The organism is Sphaerotilus microaerophilus (assembly GCF_023734135.1).
Classification (GTDB): Bacteria; Pseudomonadota; Gammaproteobacteria; order Burkholderiales; family Burkholderiaceae_C; genus Sphaerotilus; species Sphaerotilus microaerophilus.
The window spans coordinates 5,153,576-5,173,795 of record NZ_AP025730.1 but is presented as its reverse complement, the minus strand read 5'-3'; the positions used below and the strand labels follow the sequence as shown (position 1 = coordinate 5,173,795).

The 20,220-nt window shown below is 71.4% G+C and carries 17 protein-coding genes; 7 read left to right on the top strand and 10 right to left on the bottom strand.

Features of this window, described 5'->3' with window-relative positions; all coding sequences use genetic code 11:
• Positions 1-25: 25 nt before the first annotated feature.
• The 4 genes from NGK70_RS22185 to NGK70_RS22170 form a co-directional block, all read right to left on the bottom strand.
• A complete protein-coding gene (locus NGK70_RS22185) occupies positions 26-1,150 on the bottom strand; it encodes an aminotransferase class V-fold PLP-dependent enzyme (protein ID WP_251970630.1) in 1,125 nt (374 codons plus the stop codon).
• A 4-nt stretch (positions 1,151-1,154) separates the two neighbouring features.
• Positions 1,155-1,514, bottom strand: coding sequence for an FKBP-type peptidyl-prolyl cis-trans isomerase (locus tag NGK70_RS22180; RefSeq protein WP_251970629.1), 360 nt, complete (start codon positions 1,512-1,514; stop codon positions 1,155-1,157).
• 66 nt (positions 1,515-1,580) lie between these two features.
• Positions 1,581-2,519: a tRNA glutamyl-Q(34) synthetase GluQRS gene (gluQRS, locus tag NGK70_RS22175; protein ID WP_251970628.1), complete on the bottom strand. Its 939-nt coding sequence runs from the start codon at positions 2,517-2,519 to the stop codon at positions 1,581-1,583.
• Positions 2,520-2,532: 13 nt separating this feature from the next.
• Positions 2,533-3,573 (bottom strand): LysR substrate-binding domain-containing protein, encoded by a 1,041-nt coding sequence (locus NGK70_RS22170; RefSeq protein ID WP_251970627.1) that lies wholly within the window; start codon positions 3,571-3,573, stop codon positions 2,533-2,535.
• 211 nt (positions 3,574-3,784) lie between these two features.
• Between NGK70_RS22170 and NGK70_RS22165 the strand changes: the two genes are divergently transcribed.
• Entirely contained in the window at positions 3,785-4,495 is a 711-nt protein-coding gene (locus NGK70_RS22165) for a pirin family protein (RefSeq protein ID WP_251970626.1), read from the top strand.
• 60 nt (positions 4,496-4,555) lie between these two features.
• On the top strand, positions 4,556-5,284 hold the full coding sequence (locus NGK70_RS22160; protein ID WP_251970625.1) for a DUF599 domain-containing protein: 729 nt from the start codon (positions 4,556-4,558) through the stop codon (positions 5,282-5,284).
• Between the two features lie 13 nt (positions 5,285-5,297).
• On the opposite strand, the gene NGK70_RS22155 is transcribed toward NGK70_RS22160, so the two are convergent.
• Entirely contained in the window at positions 5,298-5,681 is a 384-nt protein-coding gene (locus tag NGK70_RS22155) for a TfoX/Sxy family protein (RefSeq protein ID WP_251970624.1), read from the bottom strand.
• A gap of 16 nt (positions 5,682-5,697) precedes the next feature.
• Complete coding sequence (rhlP, locus tag NGK70_RS22150; protein ID WP_251970623.1) at positions 5,698-6,504, bottom strand: rhombotarget lipoprotein; 807 nt, start codon at positions 6,502-6,504, stop codon at positions 5,698-5,700.
• A gap of 467 nt (positions 6,505-6,971) precedes the next feature.
• Between rhlP and NGK70_RS22145 the strand changes: the two genes are divergently transcribed.
• On the top strand, positions 6,972-7,286 hold the full coding sequence (locus NGK70_RS22145) for a c-type cytochrome (protein WP_251970622.1): 315 nt from the start codon (positions 6,972-6,974) through the stop codon (positions 7,284-7,286).
• 97 nt (positions 7,287-7,383) lie between these two features.
• Here the strand turns inward: NGK70_RS22145 and NGK70_RS22140 are convergent, their stop codons facing one another.
• From NGK70_RS22140 to NGK70_RS22130, 3 genes are all read right to left on the bottom strand, one after another.
• Entirely contained in the window at positions 7,384-8,154 is a 771-nt protein-coding gene (locus tag NGK70_RS22140; protein WP_251970621.1) for a ferredoxin--NADP reductase, read from the bottom strand.
• Between the two features lie 147 nt (positions 8,155-8,301).
• Positions 8,302-10,911 (bottom strand): ligase-associated DNA damage response DEXH box helicase, encoded by a 2,610-nt coding sequence (locus tag NGK70_RS22135; protein ID WP_251970620.1) that lies wholly within the window; start codon positions 10,909-10,911, stop codon positions 8,302-8,304.
• A gap of 84 nt (positions 10,912-10,995) precedes the next feature.
• The gene (locus NGK70_RS22130; protein ID WP_251970619.1) at positions 10,996-11,625 is read right to left on the bottom strand and encodes a c-type cytochrome; all 630 of its coding nucleotides are present in this window, start codon (positions 11,623-11,625) and stop codon (positions 10,996-10,998) included.
• 556 nt (positions 11,626-12,181) lie between these two features.
• Here NGK70_RS22130 and NGK70_RS22125 point away from each other — a divergent pair.
• Positions 12,182-12,790 carry a hypothetical protein gene (locus NGK70_RS22125; protein ID WP_251970618.1) on the top strand — a complete coding sequence of 203 codons (609 nt, stop codon included), beginning with the start codon at positions 12,182-12,184 and terminating at the stop codon, positions 12,788-12,790.
• A 1-nt stretch (position 12,791) separates the two neighbouring features.
• Here NGK70_RS22125 and NGK70_RS22120 read toward each other — a convergent pair whose 3' ends face one another.
• A complete protein-coding gene (locus NGK70_RS22120; protein WP_256490704.1) occupies positions 12,792-14,549 on the bottom strand; it encodes a long-chain fatty acid--CoA ligase in 1,758 nt (585 codons plus the stop codon).
• Positions 14,550-15,150: 601 nt separating this feature from the next.
• Here NGK70_RS22120 and NGK70_RS22115 point away from each other — a divergent pair.
• The 3 genes from NGK70_RS22115 to NGK70_RS22105 are packed head-to-tail and all read left to right on the top strand — an operon-like array spanning position 15,151 to position 20,218.
• Positions 15,151-16,545 (top strand): glycosyltransferase family 2 protein, encoded by a 1,395-nt coding sequence (locus tag NGK70_RS22115; RefSeq protein ID WP_310742554.1) that lies wholly within the window; start codon positions 15,151-15,153, stop codon positions 16,543-16,545.
• Positions 16,542-18,104, top strand: a complete 1,563-nt coding sequence (locus tag NGK70_RS22110; RefSeq protein WP_251970616.1) for a hypothetical protein — start codon at positions 16,542-16,544, stop codon at positions 18,102-18,104. Before NGK70_RS22115 ends, NGK70_RS22110 begins: the two co-directional genes overlap by 4 nt.
• Positions 18,101-20,218 carry a polysaccharide deacetylase family protein gene (locus tag NGK70_RS22105; RefSeq protein WP_251970615.1) on the top strand — a complete coding sequence of 706 codons (2,118 nt, stop codon included), beginning with the start codon at positions 18,101-18,103 and terminating at the stop codon, positions 20,216-20,218. The genes NGK70_RS22110 and NGK70_RS22105 overlap by 4 nt, the downstream gene beginning before the upstream one ends.
• Positions 20,219-20,220: the final 2 nt, after the last annotated feature.

The window sequence follows — 20,220 nt, the reverse complement described above, 5'->3', positions numbered from 1 at the left end:
GGGAAAACCTCCCGGCACGCCTTGGTCAGAGGCTTGCGAAGGCGCGTTCCAGCACGGCCACGGCACGCTTCGTGTCGTGCAGCTTGTCCAGCCCGAACAGGCCGATGCGGAAGGTGCGGAAGTCCGCCCCTTCGTCACACTGCAGCGGCACGCCGGCGGCGATCTGCAGGCCCTGCGGGGCCATCTTCTTGCCGCTCTGCAGTTCCGGGTCGGTGGTGAAGCTCACCACCACGCCGGGCGCCTGGAAGCCATCGGCCGCCACGCTGGGGTAGCCCCGGGCCTGCAGCATGGCGCGGGCGGCCTGGCCCAGTTCCCACTGCTCGGCCTTGACACGGCCGAAACCGCGCTCACGCGTCTCGCGCATCACGTCGCGCGTGCGCGCCAGCGCATCGGTGGGCATGGTGGTGTGGTACGCGAAGCCGCCACCCTCGTAGGCCTCCATGATCTGCAACCATTTCTTGAGGTCGCAGGCGAAGCTGGTGCTGGTGGTGGCGTCGATGCGCTCGCGCGCCGCGGCGCTGAGCATCACGAAGCCGCAGCCGGGCGAGCCGGTCCAGCCCTTCTGCGGTGCGCTGACCAGCACGTCGACGTTGCAGTCGGCCATGTCCACCCAGATGGCGCCGGAGGCGATGCAGTCCAGCACGAACAGGCCGCCCACCTCGTGCACCGCGGCGCCGACGGCACGCAGGTAGTCGTCGGGCAGGATCATCCCGGAGGCGGTCTCGACGTGTGGCGCGAACACCACCCCGGGCCGCTCGGCACGGATGGTGGCGACCACCTCGTCGATCGGCGCCGGGGCGAACGCGGCCTGCGGGCCGTCGCCGACGCGGCCGGCCTTGAGCACCGTCGTGGACGAGGCGATCTGCCCCATGTCCAGGATCTGCGACCAGCGGAAGCTGAACCAGCCGTTGCGGATCACCAAGCAACGCTGGCCGGTGGCGAACTGACGCGCCACCGCCTCCATCGCGAAGGTGCCGCTGCCCGGCACGATGGCCACTGCCTGCGCGTGGTAGGCCTCCTTGAGGATGGCCGAGATGTCGCGCATCACGCCCTGGAACTTCACGGACATGTGGTTCAGGGCGCGGTCGGTGTAGACCACCGAGTATTCGAGCAGACCGTCCGGGTCCACGTCAGGCAGCAAGCCGGGCATGTTGTCAGTACCCCAGGAAGTCGACTTCGAAAACCAGCGTGGCGTTGGGCGGGATCACGCCGCCAGCGCCGCGGGCGCCGTAGCCGAGTTCGGGCGGAATCACCAGCACGCGGGTGCCGCCTTCGCGCATGCCTTGCACGCCTTCGTCCCAGCCGCGGATCACCATGCCGGCGCCGAGGTCGAAGCGGAACGGCTGGCCGCGGTCCTTGCTGGAGTCGAACTTGCGGCCTCGGCCATCAGGCTTGCTGGCGTCATGCAACCAGCCGGTGTAGTGCACGCTGACTTGCCTGCCGGCGGTGGCAACGTTGGCGCCGCTGCCGGGCACGGTGTCTTCAATATGGAGGCCGGACGGGGTCGTGGTCATCGGAATCTGCCTTCGAGGAACGTGTGCCCCACGCCCCCCGGCGTGCGGCAGCAAATATTACAAAGGTCACGATGATGCCACCCACTCGGCCTGTTGTGCCCACAGGGAGACCCCAAGCCCAAGCAGGTCGGGGAGGTGCCCCCCCGCTCCGGGATGGAGCATCCCCTGGATCGGGAGGCCCAGCGCCTGGGCGGCCCGCAGCAGGGCGGCAGCCGGGTCGGTGAGGTCCACGGGCGGCGCGCCATGGCTCTTCGAGAGCTTTTCGCCATCGGCCGCGCGCACCAGCGGCGTGTGCAGGTAGGCCGGCGTGGGCAGGCCCAGCGCGCGCTGCAGCAGGATCTGGCGCGGCGTGTTGTCGGCCAGGTCCTCGCCGCGCACCACGTGGGTGATGCCCTGCTCGGCATCGTCCACCACCACGGCGAGCTGGTAGGCCCAGCAGCCGTCGGCGCGCCGCAGCACGAAGTCGCCCACCTCGGCGGCCACGTCCTGCCACTGTGCGCCGAGCCGCCGGTCGCGCCAGTCGATCAGCGATGCAGGGGAGCCCGCCGTGCCGGTGTGCAGGCGCCAGGCCCGAGCGGGCCGGCCGGCCAGGCCGCCTCGCTCGGGCCGGCAGGTGCCTGGGTAGACCCACTCGGCGTGGCGCTCGTGCACGTGGCCCTGTGCGGCCCAGGCGCGGGCGATGTCGGCGCGCGTGCAGGCGCAGCCGTAGGCCCGCCCGCCGTCGATCAGCCGCGCCAGTGCCGCGTCGTAGAGGGCGCTGCGCTGCGACTGCCACTGCGGCGGCTCGTCGGGCAGCAGCCCGCAGCACGCCAGCTGGCGCAGGATCTCCTCGGCCGCGCCGCTCTGGCAGCGTGGCCCGTCCACGTCTTCGATGCGCAGCAGCCAGCGCCCGCCGTGGGCGCGGGCATCCAGCCAGGACGCCAGCGCTGCCGCCAGCGAGCCCTCGTGCAGCGGCCCGCTGGGCGTGGGGGCGAAGCGGCCACGGTAGGGCGGCAAGTCCTTCATCGCGCGGCAGGGGTCAGAGGATCAGCCCGGCGTGCTGCTCCAGCAGCGCGCGGCGCGTGGCCGGGCGCTCCAGCTGCTGCAGCCACCAGGCCAGGGCGCGGCCGTGGCCGGCGCTGCGGCGCCAGGCGTAGTGCAACTCGATGCGGCGCGGCGCCTCGGCGAGCGGCTTGACCACCAGCCGGCCGGCGTCCGCGTGCAGGCGCACCAGCGGCTCGGGCATGCGCCCGCAGCCCAGGCCGCGGATGATCGCTTCCAGCTTGGCCACCAGGGAGGGCACCGTCAGCACGTCCTGCCCCGGTGCCACGCCGAAGGTCTGCGGCGCCATGCGCAGCGCCGTGTCGGCGATCGCCACCACCCGGTGCCGAGCCACCGCCGCGCTGCTCAGCGGTTCGTCCTCGCGCGCCAGCGGGTGGTGCGGCGCCACGGCGAACACCATGTCCAGCACCCCCAGCGGGGCGCACTCCACCACGTCGAAGGGGGTGTCGGGCAGCATCACGCCGATCGCCAGGTCCACCTGGCCGTTGATCAGCGCCTCCCAGGTGCCCGACATCACCTCGCTGCGCAGCTTCAGTCGCGTCGGCGGGGCGTGCGCCGACGGGTCGTCGGCCTCGGCCAAGGACGCGGGCGAGGCGATGGCGGCGGGCGATGCCGGCGGCGATCCCGCGGGCGTGCGCGGGGCCACCTTCAGCGCGAAGAAGGCGTCCATCAAGTCGAAGATCGCCGGCGCGGCGATGATGCTGTCCACCGCGATGGACAGCGTGGCCTCCCAGCCGGTGGCCACGCGCTGCACCCGGTTGGCCACCGCGTCCATCTGCACCAGCAGGCGCCGGCCCTCGCGCAGCAGCTCGTCACCGGCGGTGGTGAGCTGGGCCTGACGCGAGCGGCGGTCGAACAGCAGCACGTCCAGCGCCTCCTCCAGCTGTCGCACGCTGTAGGTCAGCGCCGAGGGCACCTTGCCCAGCTCGCGGGCGGCGGCGGCAAAGCTGCCGGTGCGGGCGATGGTGTCCATCATCTCCAGCGCCTCGGGCGTCAGGGCACGGCGGCGATTGGTCATGGTCGGCGGCCTTCTTCGGCGTCGCAGCGCACCAGGGAGCCGGCCGGCGGCCGGGGTGCAGCGTTCTTGAATGATGCCATCGCGTCCGGTTGAACCCACGCCGCCCGCCCGCCCGGCAAGATCAGCGGCTGTTCCACCGACCGTTCCGCCATCCGTTCTGCCACCCGTTCCGCCCACCAGGAGGGCCGCCGCCCCGGCGCAGGCCACCACCATGCTGATTCCCCGCCGATCTGCCGAGCGCGGCTATGCCGACCACGGCTGGCTGAAGAGCTTCCACAGCTTTTCCTTTGCCGACTACCACGACCCCGCCCACATGGGCTGGGGCAACCTGCGTGTCATCAACGAGGACCGCATCGCTGCGGGCACCGGCTTCGGCACCCACCCGCACCGCGACATGGAGATCGTCAGCGTGGTGCTCGAAGGCGAGCTGGCGCATCGCGACAGCATGGGCAACGGCACCGCCATCCCGCCCGGCTCGGTGCAGCGCATGACCGCCGGCACGGGCGTGCGTCACAGCGAGCACAACCACGCCCCGGGCTCGGTCACGCACTTCCTGCAGATCTGGCTGCTGCCGGCCGAGCGTGGCCTCGCACCCGGCTACGAGCAGCGTGCCTTCGACCCCGCCGATCAGCGCGGCCGCCTGCAGCGGGTGGCCGCGCCCATCGGCGAGGCCGATGCCGCCGAGGTGCCGCTGCACGCCGATGCGCGCCTGTGGATCGGCCGGTTCGACGGCGCGACCGAATCCGCCCGGCTTGCCCTTGACCCGGCGCGCAAGGCCTACGTCTTCGTCACCCGCGGGCGGCTGGCCGTCAACGGCGTGGCGCTGGCCGCCGGCGATGCCCTGGCGGCGCAGGACGAGGCCGAACTGCGGGTCAGCGACGGCTGCGGCGCCGAGGTGCTGGTGTTCGACCTGGCGTCCTGAAGCGGTCCGCCTCGTCCTGCGTCGCGCTCCTGCCTCGCCGTGCTTCGGTAGAGTGCGAGGATGGACTTCCTCCTGCGTGCCCTCCAGGTCCTGCCCCGGGCCGACTGGCTGGCGCTGGCCGCCTTCGTCGTCGGCTGGGTCGGCTACGTGCAGTTCGCCCGCCACCGCGGCCTGACCCGCCGCTCGGTGCTGGGCAGCACCAACCGCATCCGCGAGGTCTGGATGCTGGAGAGCACGCGGCGCGAGGTGCGCATCGTCGACAGCCAGGTGCTGCAGAACCTCTCCTCGGCGCCGAGCTTCTTCGCCTCCACCACCATCTTCGTCATCGGCGGCCTGGCCGCGGCGCTGGGCGCCACCGAGAAGACCACCGAACTGATGCAGGAGCTGCCCTTCGCCGCGCGCACCTCCGCGCTGGTGATGGACCTCAAGCTGCTGCTCCTGCTGGGCGTGTACGTGCACGCCTTCTTCCGCTTCACCTGGGCGATGCGGCAGTACACCTTCGGTGCCCTGATGATCGGCGCCGCGCCGGACCGCGATGTCTTCGCCGCCGACGAGGCGGCCCGCCTGGCCTACGCTCACCGGGCCGCCCGCGTGATGGGGCTGGCGGCCGAAACCTTCAACGACGGCCTGCGCGCGATCTACTTCGGCTTCGCCGCGCTGCTGTGGTTCCTCTCGCCGCTGGCGATGGTTGCCGGCACCACGGGGGTCATCTGGGTGCTCTACCGGCGCGAGTTCCACTCCGAACTGCTCGCCGTGCTGGCCGACGAGTCGGCGCTGCCGCGCTCCTGAAGCCGTCCGTGGGTCAGCCGGCCTTCGGCCGGGCTGACTTCACCTTCGCCGGTGCTTTCGCCTTCGGTTCCCGTTTCGGGTTGGCCTTCGGCTTGGGCTCGGGCAGATCCGCACTCGTGGCCAGCAGGGCCGCGACCAGCCGCTCGCGGTCGTCGAGCAGGTCGTCGACCACGAAGTGTGCCTTGGCGCCCGGGTAGGGGAAACCTTCGCTCACCACGCCGATGCTCGCCCGCCCGGCGGCGCTGGGTTTCAGGAACAGCCGGTTGTCGCAGATGAAGGCCACCACCTTGCCGTGGTGGTACAGCGCGTACTCGCCGAACATGCGGCGGTGGGTGATGCCGGAGACACCGCCCAGCTGGTCGAGCACGTGGTCGAGGAAGTGGGCATCGGACGCCATGGGCCGCTCCCCGCCTTCACTTCGGCGCGGAGCTGTTGCCAGCGGCCGCGTCGTAGCCTGGCGGCAGCACCAGGCGGATCATCGGGTCCTTCGGCGCCCGTTCGCGGAAGGCCTGCACCTCGCCCTGCAGGTTCGTGACCATCTGGTCCATCGCCTGCGCGAAACCCTGACCGCGCGCCTCGCGGGCCTTCTCGGTGAAACCCACCAGCGTCGCACCGCCCTTGTTGCCTGCGGTGCCGGCCGCGCGCATCAGCAGGCGGTGGCTGCGGATGTCGAACACGGTGCACTCCACGGCGGTCAGCACCTCGAACTTGTCGCCCTCGACCACGTAGGCGCCCACCCCGGTCCAGTACAGGAAGGACCAGCCGCTGGCGTCGGCGTGCTGCACCTGGTCGTAGGACAGCAGCGCGATCACGTCCAGGTTCAGCAGCGCGCCCACGCGTTCCAGGTTGGCAAAGCCGCCGCCCGGCTCCAGGTAGAGCGAGGGCACCGTCTCGATGCGGCTGACGAAGGGGAAGCGGGCAAAGGCGTCGCGCACCTTGGTGGCCAGCTGCTGCCGCTCGGTCTCGGACAGGCGCATGTCGGCGCGCGTGGTGTCGGGCACAAAGGCCACCCCGATGCGGAACGGCACATTCAGCACCGCCACCTGGCTGCCGGGCGCCGGGGGCTCCTCCTTGCCAGGAAAGAGGAAGCTCAACACCGAGGCCACCTGGCGCTGCTTGTTCGCCTGGTTCATCGACGCGCAGCCGGCCAAGCCGCCCAGTGCCCAACCCAGCCCGGCCGCGCTCGCCCAGCCGGCCACCTGTCGTCTCGTCAGCTCCATGGTTTCCACCTCTGCGGTTGCATCACGGTCACGACATTGTGAAGGGCCATCCCTTCACCTGCGCTTGCCGCAGCCATCGTGAACCGGCGCCGGGCTGGCCGATTTGTCGCGGCGCAAACCCGTGTCGCGGTTGTTCAGCGCAGGAGCACCCGGCTGGCGCCGCCGCGGCGACGCGGCCGGGTGCTGCGCGGCTTTGGGACAGCCAGCGTCCCCCGCAGGGCCCCTCGACACCCGCCCGGGTAGCCCGGCCCTGCGGGTTCACCCGCAGCGGCGGCCTCCCAGCCATCGGGCACATGGCTTGCAGTAGGGCCTCCCAGCCTCACCGACCGGCTCCCTCCGACCCCTTGCCTCCGGTCGGTGCAGGCGGGGTGGCTGCCGCGACGGCCCGGCCGCGGCAGCCACCTGTTTTTTCTTGCCCAGTCACTGCGCCGGCCCGATCCACCGCCCGAGACGAGGAGACCCCTGTCATGACCGCTGCCCCCCGAACCCTGCGCATCGCCGCCGCCCTGCTCCTGACCGCCGGGGTGACCTCCGCCTGGGCCGCCGACGGCCAGGCCGTCTACAACAACAACTGCGCGATGTGCCACATCCCCGGTCTGGCGAACGCCCCCAAGTTCGGCGACAAGGCCGCCTGGGCGCCGCGCGTGGAGACCGGCCGAGCCGCACTGCTGGCGTCGGCCATCAAGGGCAAGGGCGCGATGCCGCCCAAGGCCGGCAACCCCAAGCTGACCGACGACGAGGTGGCCGCGGCGCTGGACCACATGCTGGCTGCCGTGAAGTGAGCCCGGGCTGCCCGCCTGCGCCAGGCGGCGCGGGCCGCGCCCACGAAAAAGGCCTCGCAGTGCGAGGCCTTTCTTGCGTCAGGGCGTCCGCGCCGGCTCACTGCTCGGCAAACGCGCGCTCGATCACGAAGTCGCCGGGTGAGCTGGTGCTGCCTTCCTTGAACTGGCGCTCCTCCAGCATCTGCTTGAGGTCGCGCAGCATGGCCGGGGAGCCGCAGATCATCACGCGGTCCTCGGCGGGGTTCAGCGCGGGCAGGCCGAAGTCGTTCCACAGCCGGCCATCGTTGATCAGGTCGGTGATGCGGCCCTGGCGCGGGAAGGGCTCGCGCGTCACGGTGGGGCAGTAGATCAGCTTGTCGCCGATGATCTCGCCCAGGAACTCGTGCTCCGGCAGGGTCTTGAACAGGTCCTGGTAGGCCAGTTCCGACACCTGGCGGCAGCCGTGCACCAGGATGACCTTCTCGAAGCGCTCGTAGGTGTCCGGGTCGCGGATGATCGACAGCCAGGGTGCCAGGCCCGTGCCGGTGCCGAACAGGTACAGCCGCTTGCCCGGGTTCAGGTAGTCGATCAGCAGTGTGCCGGTGGGCTTGCGACCGACCAGGATCTTGTCGCCCACCTTCAGGTGCTGCAGGCGCGAGGTCAGCGGGCCGTCCGGCACCTTGATGCTGAAGAAGTGCAGGCTCTCCTCCCAGTTCGGGCTGGCGATGGAGTAGGCGCGCAGCAGCGGCTTGCCATTGACCGGCAGGCCGATCATCACGAAGTGACCGTTCGAGAAACGGAAGGCCGGATCGCGGGTGGTGGTGAAGCTGAACAGGCGATCGGTCCAGTGATGGACTTCGGTCACGGTTTCTTCGTTGAACGGTTTCATCGCAGCAGACGGGCAAGACGGGCGGCCGGCAGGCCAGGCAAGGCGGCGCGAGCTCAGGAAATTTCCCGACGGATCGACCACCCGGATTGCGCAGACGCGCAAGACCCTAGAGGATACCCTGATCCGTTGAAATGCAACCCGTTTGCGTCAACTCCCACCTTGACCGGGGTCATGTTCGGTGCGGCGTGGGTTGGTACTCGGGCTTGGACGTCGGCGCCGCGGGCGTGGTGCGGCCGGCAGTGGGCTGGCCTGTGCGTTCGCCTGGGCTTTGGCCTGGGCTTCGGCCTGGGCTTCGGCATCCCGCAGCAGCCGGGCCAGCCGGTCGGCCAGCTTCTCGGTGCTGAACTGCTCGCGCAGGCGTTCCACCATCAGCGGCAGGCTGAAGGGGCTGGGCGCGCGCAGCTCCACCCAGTCGATGCGCAGCGCCCCCAGCCGGCGCAGCGTCGCCTCCAGGTGGGTGAGGTCCAGCTCCTGCGCCAGCACCTCGGCATCGGCCTGGCTGAGCAGGCGGTTGCCGGCGTCGTACTTGCGGAAGACCTCGTAGAACAGGCTGGAGGAGGCCTGCAGCTGCCGCGTGCTCTTGGGCGCGCCCGGGTAGCCGGTGAAGACCAGCCCCGCGACGCGGGCGATCTCGCGGAAGCGCCGCTGCGCCAGCTCGCCCGCGTTCAGGCTGGCCAGCACGTCCTCCAGCAGGTGATCGGTATCGAACGCCTGCCTGCTTTGCAGCCGCGCCAGGTCGACCGGCTCGGCGCTCAGCAGCTCCAGCCCGTAGTCGTTGACCGACAGCGAGAAGGTGTTCGGCGCGCCCTGCGCCAGTCGCCAGGCCAGCAGGTTGGCCAGGCCGATGTGCACATTGCGCCCGGCAAAGGGATAGAGCGTCAGGTGGTGCCCCTCGCGCGAGCGGAAGTGCTCGATCAGCAGCGCCCCCGGCGCCGGCAGGTGGGATACGCGCCGCTGCGCCGCCAGCATGGGGCCGGCCGCCTGCAGCTCCGGGCAGGCCAGGCGCGGCGGTGCCGGCTGCTCCGCCGGGTGGCTGCCGACGGCGAACAGCAGGTCCTGCACCGCATCGGCCAGCTCGCTGGACAGCGGCATCTTGCCGCCACCCCACACCGGGATCGCCCCGCGCCGTCGGGAGGCCGGGCGCACGTAGGCGGCCATGTCGCGCGTGCGGATGTATTCCAGCGCCCGGCCGGCGAAGAAGAAGCCATCGCCCGGTTTCAGCCGCGCGATGAATCCCTCCTCGATGTGCCCCAGCGTGCCGCCGGAGAGCCACTTCACCGCCATGCTCACGTCGCTGACGATGGTGCCCACCTGCATCCGGTGGCGCCGGGCGATGCCGCGGTCGGGCACGCGGTAGCTGCCCGTCTCGTCCGGCAGCACCCGGTGGTACTCCGGGTAGGCGCCCAGGCTCGATCCGCCATGCTCGACGAAGGCCAGCGCCCAGTCGAAGTGAGCGCGCGGCAGGTCGCGGTAGGCGTGCGCGCCACGGACCTCGGCATACAGCTCGTCGGCGCGGAAGCCGCCGCCCAGCGCCACCGTCACCAGGTGCTGCACCAGCACGTCCAGCGGTTCGTGCGGGCTGTGGCGGGCCTCCACCTTGGCGGCCAGCGCCGCCTCGCGGGCGGCGGCGGCCTCGACCAGCTCCATCGTGTTCGTCGGCACCAGCGTGATGCGGCTGGGCCGCCCCGGCGCGTGGCCCGAGCGGCCGGCGCGCTGCAGCAGCCGCGCGATGCCCTTGGCCGAGCCGATCTGCAGCACCCGCTCCACCGGCAGGAAGTCCACCCCCAGGTCCAGCGAGGAGGTGGCCACCACCGCCTTGAGCTGCCCGGCCTTCAGCCCCGCCTCCACCCAGGCGCGCACCGACGGGTCCAGCGAGCCGTGGTGCAGCGCGATCTGCCCGGCCCAGTCCGGGCGCGCATCCAGCAGCAGCTGGTACCAGATCTCTGCCTGCGAGCGGGTGTTGGTGAACACCAGGCTGGTGGCCGCGGACTCGATTTCCGCCACCACCGGGTCGCGCATCTGCGCACCCAGGTGGCCGCCCCAGGAGAAGCGCCCGGCATCGGCGGGCAGCAGGGTGTCGATCGCCAGCGCCTTCGGCAAGCGGCCGCGCACCAGCCGCGCCTGCGCCGCGCGCGCCGGCCCGACCAGCGTGGCCATCGCCTCGGCCAGGTTGCCCAGCGTGGCCGACACGCCCCAAACCCCCAGCGCCGGGTTCCAGCGCTGCAGCCGTGCCAGCGCCAGCTGCACCTGCACGCCGCGCTTGCTGCCGATCAGCTCGTGCCACTCGTCGACGATCACGGTGTGGATGCCGGCCAGCTCCGCGCGCGCGTGTTCGCGCGTGAGCATCAGCGAGAGCGACTCGGGCGTCGTCACCAGGGCGCTGGGCCAGCGCCGGTCCTGCCGGGCGCGTTCGGTCGAGGGTGTGTCCCCGCTGCGCAGCCCCACCGTCCAGCCCGGTGCCAGCGTGGTGAGCGGCAGCGCCAGCGCCCGCGTGGTGTCCGCCGCCAGCGCGCGCATCGGCGTGAGCCACAGCACGCCCAGCGGCGGCGCCTGCCGGCTGTCTAGCGCCACGCCCAGCGCGGCCGCCCGCGCCAGCGCACCGAACCACACCGCATAGGTCTTGCCCGCGCCGGTGGTGGCGTGCAGCAGCCCGCTGTCGCCCGCCGCCATCGCCGCCCAGACCTCGCGCTGGAAGTCGAACGGCGCCCAGCCGCGCCCGGTGAACCAGTGCTCGGCGAAGGTGCCTTCGGCCGTCATCCGGGGATCCAGCTCAGCGGGTGGCACGGATTTCCCTCTGCCTGCGGGCCCAACGGCAGGTGGATGCGGAGCCCGGCGTTCCCCTCAATCCAGTGTCGCGATGTAGCTCGCCACCGCGTGCGCCTCCAGCTCGGTGAGCTTGGACGCCACGGTGTGCATCACCGCGTTGTCGTTGGTGCGCTCGCGGGTGTTGAACTGGCGCAGCTGGTCCTCGATGTAGCGCGGGTGCTGCCCGGCCAGCCGCGGCAGCTGCGGCGTGCCGTGGGCCTGTGGGCCGTGGCAGCTGGCGCAGGCGGGCAGGCCGCTGAAGGTGTTGCCGCGCTGGTAGATGAAGCGGCCCACCGCCAGCAGGTCGGCATCCCGGCCCGCCCGGCCGGGCACCTTGCGCGAGGCGAAGTAGGCGCCCAGCGCCTGCATCTGCGCAGGGGTCAGGGGCGCGGCCTGCGACTTCATCGTGTCGCTCTTGCGCTGGCCGGACTGGAAGTCGCCCAGCTGCTTGGCGATGTACTGCGCATGCTGCCCCGCCAGCCGCGGGAACACCGCACTGGCCGACTCGCCCTGCAGCCCGTGGCAGAGGTGGCAGCGCTCCTTGACGATGGCCTCCGCTCCCGCCAGGTCTGCCGCGGCAGGTGCGCCCGCCGCCGGCTCGGCCGCGCTGGCCGAACCGGCCAGCATCGCCCCGCCCAGGACCAGGCCCAGGAGCAGCGCGCCCAATCCAAGTCCGCAAAGCGGGGCCTTCCGCCCGTGCCTCATCGTCAACGTCATCTCAGCTTCCTCGCATCCGTCACGCGCCCCGGCGACGGGCCGGGTCAGGTGACGATCATGCCGGGCCGGCGCGAGCCGGCCACGCGGCATCGCAAAAGGGTGGCCTCTGCTTCGAGCCAGTGGTCATGTGCGATATGTCGGGCAACGTGGCGGTGAGGTCCACGACACCACCTGGACCCACTCCGGGTACCGAGGGGATTCTTGCTGAATTCTGACGACAAGGGGCTGCCGGCCTCCCCGATGGGGATTCAGTGGTTTACCGGCGTCATACCCCCTTCGGTGGGAATGGCTGCCGTGCGCGGTTGACCTAGACTGCTGGAGCCCGGTGGATCCAGCTGTGTTCCTGGAACGCATCGTTTGAACCGGGGTTCGTCGTTTTGACCCGTGGGTTGATCAAAAGTGATGAGGGTCAATTCGGCGCAGTGGCACAGCAAAATCGAGAGGTTCATTCATGCGTAATATATTTGTGGCAGTCTGTACCGTGGCCGTGACGGGGTGTGCGTCCATGGGCAATGTCGCCATGGCGCCCGCTTCTGTGGAGCAACTCAAGGGCCAGACGGCCACGTTCGCCAAGACGAAACCCTCGGAACTTGCGATCGTGACGCAAGGCAAAGCCGCTATTCCGCTGGGGTTGGGGATTCCTGCGATGTATTCGGAAGGCAAGGAGATTGTCGACGAGAACGGCGTGGCTGATCCCGCTGCGCGCATCCGGTCGAAGCTGGAAGAGCTGCTTCGCCAACAGCACAAGATGAATTTCGTCAACGTCGATGTCGGTATCGTCGGCGACGATGTGGGCGCCATTGCTGCGAGCTATGGGCCCAAGGCGCGCTATGTCATTGAAGTTCAGACGACGGATTGGGCATTCGCGTCGATGCTGTATGACGCATCGACATTCCGATTGAACTATGTTGCCAAGGCGAGACTGATCGATACCCAGTCAAAGACGGTGTTGATGCAGTCAAGATGTCATTTGCGGAAATTCAATGACCGCAATCAGGCGGGATTCCCTTACGAGGAAATGCGGGCCCAACGCGCCGAGCGAGTGAAGACCGAGACCAACGCAGCCGCGGACGACTGCTCCAAACAGTTCATGCGGGAACTCCAGCCCAACTGAATCACCCGCCCCGCTGCTCCTTCTCCTGCAGCAGTCGCCACATGACCTTGCCCGAGCCGCTCTTGGGCAGCGCGTCGGCGAACTCGACCAGACGGGGCACCTTGTAGGCGGCCATGTGCTCGCGGCTCCAGGCGATGATGTCCTCGGCGCTGGTCTGGCCGCGGGCGGCCTCGCGCAGCACGATGACGGCCTTGACCGTCTCGCCGCGGTACTCGTCCTTGGCCGAGATGATGCAGGCCTCGGCCACCGCGGGGTGCTTGTAGAGCAGCAGTTCCACCTCGCTGGGCCAGACCTTGTAGCCGCTGGCGTTGATCATGCGCTTGAGGCGGTCGGTGATGAAGAAATAGCCCTCCTCGTCCATGCGGCCCAGGTCGCCCGAGCGGAAGTAGCGCCGGCCGTCCAGCTTGAAGAAGGCGGCCGCGGAGGCCTCGGGGTGCTTCCAGTAGCCGCTGAAGACCTCCGGGCCGTGGATGACGATCTCGCCGACTTCGCCGGCGGGCAGGGGCTCCAGCGTGACCGGGTCGACCACCAGCGCGTCGGTGCCGAAGAAGGGCACGCCCAGGCACTGCAGCTTGGCGCGGTCGGGCGGGTTGAGGTGGCTGGGGGCGGCGGTTTCGGTCAGCCCGTAGCCCTCGGTGAAGGTGATGCCGAACTCGCGCAGCAGCCGCTCGGCCACGGCCTGGGGCATGGCGGCGCCGCCGCCGCTCATGCTGGTGAGGCTGGACAGGTCGAAGCTCCGGTAGTGCTCGCTGGCGAACAGGTCGATCACCATCGTGGGGATGCAGGTCCAGTGGGTGATGCGGTGGCGTGAGATGAGGCGCCCGGCCAGGTCGCGGTCCCAGCGCGGCAGGATGACGGTGGTGGCGCCTGCCCAGACGTTGGCCAGCACGCCGTTGACCAGCCCGGTGATGTGGAAGAAGGGCACCACGCCCAGCCCCACGGTTTCCGCCCCGGCCGTGCCCCAGACCGCGTTGCCCACCGCGTTGTGCATCAGCGTGCGGTGCGGGTGGATGCAGCCCTTGGGCAGGCCGGTGGTGCCGGAGGTGTAGGGCAGCAGGGCCAGGTCGTCCGGGCCGGCGCTGCAGGGGCCCAGCGAGCCGCGTGCCGCCTCGCCCGCGACGAGCGCGTCGGACCAGGCGGTGGCGCCCTCGGGCAGCGGCACGGCGGTGGTCAGCCAGCGGGCGATGGCCGGGGCGGGCTGCAGGTCGTCGGGAATGACGGCGGGCAGGTAGTCGGCCAGCTGGCTGACCAGCACCGCACGCAGGCGCTGCGCGGCGGGCAGCGCGTCGTTGGCCTGGGTGACGATGCCCGCCAGGTCGGCGCTGGTGATCACCACCCGGGTGTCCGGGTCGGTGATGTAGTGGCCGAACTCGTCGGCCTTGTTCATCGGGTTGACCGGCACCACCACCGCGTCGGCGCGCATGGCCGCATAGAAGGCGACGATGAACTGCGGCAGGTTCTGCATGAACAGCGCCACGCGGTCGCCGCGTTGCACGCCCTGGCTGCGCAGCCAGGCGGCGAGTGCCTCGGCCTCGTTGTGCAGCTGCTGGTAGCTCAGCTCCCGGCCGAGGAGCACGTAGGCCGGGCGCTGCGGATAACGCCGGGCGGCGACCTCCAGGTTGAACCACAGCGAGGTCTGCGGCACGGCGAGCTCGCGCGGCATGCGCTTGGGCCAGTGGGCGTGGTGCGCGCGGGTGGGCAGGGGACCGGGGCTCGATGAGCCGGGTGCGTGGGACGCGTGGGGGGAGGCGGCAGACATCGGCGGAGGGTCTCTCTCTGGGCGGTGAAGGTGGTGCGGAGGTCGTGCGGGCGGGGACGGCCCAGCTGGCACTCAGGCTACGCCGCTGCCTGCGCGGCGCCCACCGGGCTGTCCCGGAGGTCCTGTCGCCGCTGGGACAGCCCGGCCCGGCCCCGCCGCTGTGGTGTGCTGCCGACAGCCTGGGCGGCCGATTTCGCGCCGGGGTGGCTTCCCCCGGATGTGGGCGCTGGTTCGAGGGGGGCGGCGGTGAGGGTGCCGATGCACCGCCAGGCCGCGACCCGGGCCGATTGACGCGCCTCAAGCCAGGCCCGGCGCGCCCTGGCGGCCGATGCCGGCCGCGAAGGAGCGGGCGTCGAGCACACCCCGATGGCAGGCAATTTCGTAACCGGATGTGAAAAACGTCACACTTACGGTCTAGACTTACAACAAGAAACCAATTGATACGGTGTGTCGCACATGTGCCGCATGGGGACCGCCGCCGGGGTCTGAAGGCCGCCGGGTTGCAGAGGGAATGTCAGTACAGATGGACAGGTCAGGGGTAGGAACGGTCATTCATGGCAGCGGGTGCGCTGCCCGGCGGCGCTTTGGCCCGAGCCAGGCGGTGCCCACCGCGGTGGCTGTGGGGCTGGCCGCGCAGGCGCAGCCCGCGTGGGCGGCGCGTTCCGGGGTCGAGGGCTGGAACGTGACGTTGAGCAGCCCGCTGGGGCCCCTGTGGTCCTGGACGCTGGTGGTCTCGATGATGGTGATCGTGGCGCTGCTGGCGGCCTATGCGGCGCGGCACTACTGGTTCTCGCTTAACCGCCTGTTCGGCCGCCAGCGCCACCCCTTTGCGAGCATCGTCAGCGCGGACTGGCCGCGTGTGACCATCTTCGTGGCCGCCCACAACGAGGAGGCGGTGATCGAGGACTGCCTCGTCAACCTGATGAGCGTGGACTACCCGGTCGACCGGATGACGGTGGTGCCGATGAACGACCGGTCCACCGACCGCACGCGCGAGATCATCGACGCCGTGGTGGAGCGCTTCCCGGGGCGCATCCGGCCGTTCCACCGCACTGACGGCAAGCCCGGCAAGGCCGCGGCGCTGAAGGACGCCACCGAGACGGTGGACACCGACTTCATCATCGTCTTCGATGCGGACTACCTGCCCTCGCGCGGGCTGATCCGCCGGCTGATGGCGCCCTTCTTCGACCCCGAGGTGGGCGCGGTGATGGGCCGCGTGGTGCCGCAGAACTGCGGCGCCAACCTGCTGACCCGCCTGCTCGACCTGGAGCGCTCCGGAGGCTACCAGGTGGACCAGCAGGCGCGCATGAACCTGGGCCTGGTGCCGCAGTACGGTGGCACGGTGGGCGGCATCCGCCTGGGGGCGCTGCACGCCGTGGGCGGCTGGCACGACGACGTGCTGGCCGAGGACACCGACCTGACCTACCGCCTGCTGCTGGGCGGCTGGAAGACGGTCTACCAGAACCGCGCCGAGTGCTACGAGGAGGTGCCGCAGAACTGGGGCGTGCGGGTGCGCCAGATCAAGCGCTGGGCCAAGGGCCACAACCAGGCGATGTGGCGCCACACCGCGGGCGTGCTGGCCGCGCGCCACCTGAGCTGGGCCGAGCGCATCGACGGCGCGCTGCTGCTGGGCGTCTACATCATGGCGCCGGTGCTGATGCTGGGCTGGGTGATCAGCCTGCTGCTGTACTTCACCGTGTCGATGCAGTGGATCGCGCCGGCGCTGGTGGTGATCGCCTTCATGACGCACGGCGCGCTGGGCAACTTCGCGGCCTTCTTCGAGATCGCGGCGGCCACGCACATGGACCGTTCGCACAACCGCATCCGGCTGCTGGCCTTCAACTGGCTGGGTTTCCTGGTCAGTGCGGTGGCGATCGGCCGCGGCGCGCTGGAGCAGGTGCTGCTGGACCGCATCGGCAAGACCCAGTTCAAGTGGGACAAGACGGTGCGCTACCGCAGCGCCCCGGCGGCCGGGCAACCGAGGGCCGGCACATGATCGCGGCCGTCTTCCTGCTGGTGCTGACGCTGGGCGTCATCGTGCTGCCGCTGCTGCCGGCGCTGCGCGAGTGGCGCCGGCCCACGGACGTGACGCCGCTGCCCATCGACGAGGCCGATGCGCTGGAGCCCGACTACCTGGCGCGGCGTTTCGCCCAGCGCATCGACGCGGCGCTGGCGCAGGGCGTGGACGAGCTGGGCGGCACGGCGCTGTCGATGCTGCCGCGCAGCGCCGCCTGGCCCTCCGGGCTGCTGACCCGCAAGGAGCAGCGCACTGGGCGCAGCGAGCGCATCTGGTACGGCAAGGGCGACGCGGTGCTGCCGGAGGGCCTGCATGGCCTGGCCGAGATCGCCGCGCGCGGCACGCTGCGCGCCGCCGCCGGCCACACCTATCGGGCGCTGCTGGCCGGTGGGCGGCTGACGCTGCCGCCGCGGGTGCGCGTGCTGCGCTGGGCGCACGGGCGCAGCGTCGCGGTGGGCGACCTGTGCCGGGTGCCGGGGCGGCTGAGCGCCGACGAGCTGATCCTGATGGGCCGCAACGTCAGCTTTGCGCTGCTGCACGCGCCGACGATCTGCTTTGCCGGGGCGCTGCCCTCGGACGCGCAGGGCACGCTGGCGGGCATCGAAGGCGTGCGCTGGGAGGTGTCCGCCGATGGTGCGTGGGATGGTGCGCACAGCGTGGCAATGGTCGACCACTCGATGAGCATCCCGGCGTTGCGTCACTGGGAGGGCGACCTGATGGGCGCGGCCCACCTGACGCTGGGCGAAGGCTGCGTGGCCCGGGGCTCGGTGAAGGCCGCCGGGATGATCAGCCTGGGCGCGGGCTGCCAGGTGCATGGCGGCCTGATGGCCGCGGGCGAGATCTACCTCGCCCCGGGTGCGCAGGTACGCGCTTCGATCGTGTCCGAGACCGCCGTGGTGTTGGGCCCGGGCTGCGTGGTGGGCGTGCCCGGCGCGCACGCCACGGTGCGTGCGCCGCGGGTGGAGGTCGGCCAGGGCGTGGTGGTGCATGGCACCGTCTGGAGCGGCTCGATGCTGCTGGCAGTGGGGGATCCGCTGAACAATGGGTCTCCCGGCCAGCCCGACCTGGACGACCTGGTGGCCTGGAACGAGGTCACCGGCCGCGGTGTGGCGGGCAACTCGCTGACGGTGGCGCCGGGGCGCGCCTGGGATGGCGACCTGGTCTGCCACGGCGACCTGGCGCTGGGCCCGCGCTGCCATGCGGCGGGTGGCCTGAAGGCGCATGGCGCGATCGGCCTGGGCGCGGGCTGCGCGGTCGATGGCAGCGTGATCGCCCACGGCGAGGTGGTGGTCGGTGCCGGCGTGCAGGTGCTGGGCTCGGTGGCCTCGGAGAGCGCGGTGCTGCTCGGCCCGGGCTGCATCGTCGGAGCGCCCGGGCGGCCGGCGACGGTGTGTGCGCCACGCATCGAGGTGGCGCTGGGCGTGGTGGTGCATGGCACCGTCTGGGCCGGCGACAGTGGCGACGCGCTCGACAAGATGCAGCTCGTGGCTGACGGTGCGGACGACAGTGGCGTGCTGCCGGGGAGGGCACTGGCATGAAGCTCGCCTGCGATCGTCCGCGCCTGTACCGGGCCAATGTCGATGGCACCAGCGCACAGCGCCCCGCCGGGGGCTTGCTCTGGCGGCTGCGCTACCCGCTGGCGGGGCTGCTCCTGGCCGTGCTGCTGGCCTTGCTGGCGGCGGGCGGCACGCTGACCGGTTCGATGCCCGGCCCGCTGGCACGCCTGTGGGCCAGCCTGACCGGCCCGGCGGGCGAGCCGGCGGTGCAGCGCCTGCTGCTGCTGCTGCCCGACGAGGGCACGCCCGATGCCGCCGCGCTGCAGGCCTGGCGCGATGCGGCCGAGGAGCTTGGCTTCCCGCTGGAAACCGCCACCGCATCGCAGCTGATGCGCGACGGCTCGCTGGCCCGCAGCTCGGCGCTGATCCTGCCCGACCAGCTGCACCGCCGCATGGGCGACGTGCTGCTGCAGCGCCTGCGCGAGCAGGTGCGCGACGGCGCCCGCCTGATGCTGGTGCACGACGCCGGCACGATGGACCTGGATGGCCAGTACCTGAACGACCGCGCCCGCCTGTCCGACCTCGCCGGGGTTGACTACGCGATGTACGGCGAGCTGCGCACCGGCATGCTGCGCGAGAGCACGGTGGCGGTGCCGCCCGCCCAGGTCGAGGCCCTGCAGATCCCGCCGGGCAAGCTGCTGCGCTCCGCCGGTGGGCCGCCGCACACCAGCGACCTGCCGCCGCCCGCCGCGGGCGAGGCGCTGACGCTGGCCGGCTACGTCTACGGCGCGCTGCGTTACACCAGCTTCGTCACCCGCGGCGGCTACGACGGCACGCGGCTGATGGAGGCCCCCGACGGCAGCCTGGTGGCCGGGTTGCGGCGCAGCGGCGCGGGGCGGGTGCTGTTCGTCAACCTGCCGCTGACGCAGCTGAAGCTGCGCACCGATGCGCTGCCGCTGCACAGCCTGCTGCGCTACTTCGCGCAGCAGGTGGCGGGGCTGCCGCAGCTCTCCGCGGTGCCGCAGGGCCGCGGTGCGCTGGTGATGAACTGGCACATCGACGATCGCAAGGCGCTGCCGGCCATGGCGCGGGCGGCCGAGCTGGGTGCCTTCCAGCAGGGGCCGTACTCGATCCATTTCACCGTGGGCCCGGACGTCGACGAGGCGGGCGACGGCAAGGGCATGGACCTGCTGCACAACCCCGATGCGCAGGCCTGGGTGCAGCGCCTGGCGCAGGCCGGCCACGAGGTGGGCAGCCATGGCGGCTGGATCCACAACTGGTTCGGCGCCCAGGCGAGCAAGCTGGAGCCGGCGGTGGCCACCGAGCTGATCGAGCGCAATGCCGCCGCGCTCACGGCCATCACCGGCCGGCCGATGCGCGAGTACTCCGCGCCGGTGGGCAACCACCCGGCCTGGCTGACGCCCTGGCTGCGCGAGCGCGGCATGCGCTCGTACTACTTCACCGGCGACACCGGCATGCCGCCCACGCGCAGCTACCAGGATGGGGCGGTGCCGCCGCGCGAGGTCTGGGCCTTCCCGGTGTCGAGCTTCGGCGCGCTGGCGTCCTTCGAGGAGGTCAAGGCGGCCAACACGCCCGAGGCCTCGGTGGCCGCCTGGCTGCGCGACCTGGACCGCTTCTGCGCCGACCACCGCAGCGTGCGGCTGGTGTACTTCCACCCCTTCGGACTGGTGATGTACCCCGAGGCGCTGCGCCAGTGGCTGGAGGACACGCGTGCCCTGATCGCCCAGGACCGGCTGGCCTGGATGACCATGGCGCAGTACGCCGACTTCGCCAACCGCCGCCTGCAGGCGCGCTGGTCGCTGGACGATGCCGGCGCCGCAGCGCAGCGGCTGCATGCCGAGCACCCGGTGACGCTGGCCGGGCTGACTTGGTTGCTGCCGCGCGAGCGCTACCTGCGCCCGGACGTGAAGCGCGGCGAGGCCCGCGTGGACACGGCGGACAACCACTGGCGCGTGGTGGCCGGCGAGGGCCGCGAGCTGGAGCTGGAGCTGCGGCCCAAGCCCGAACCGCAGCCCCAGGCGCTGCAGCCGCCCGCATCCACCGCGCCGGCTTCGCCCGCCGCCCTATCCGCCCCGGCCCCGGCCCCGGCCGCCGTTTCCGCGCCCCCAGCGGCACCGACTTCCCCCGCAACCTGAGA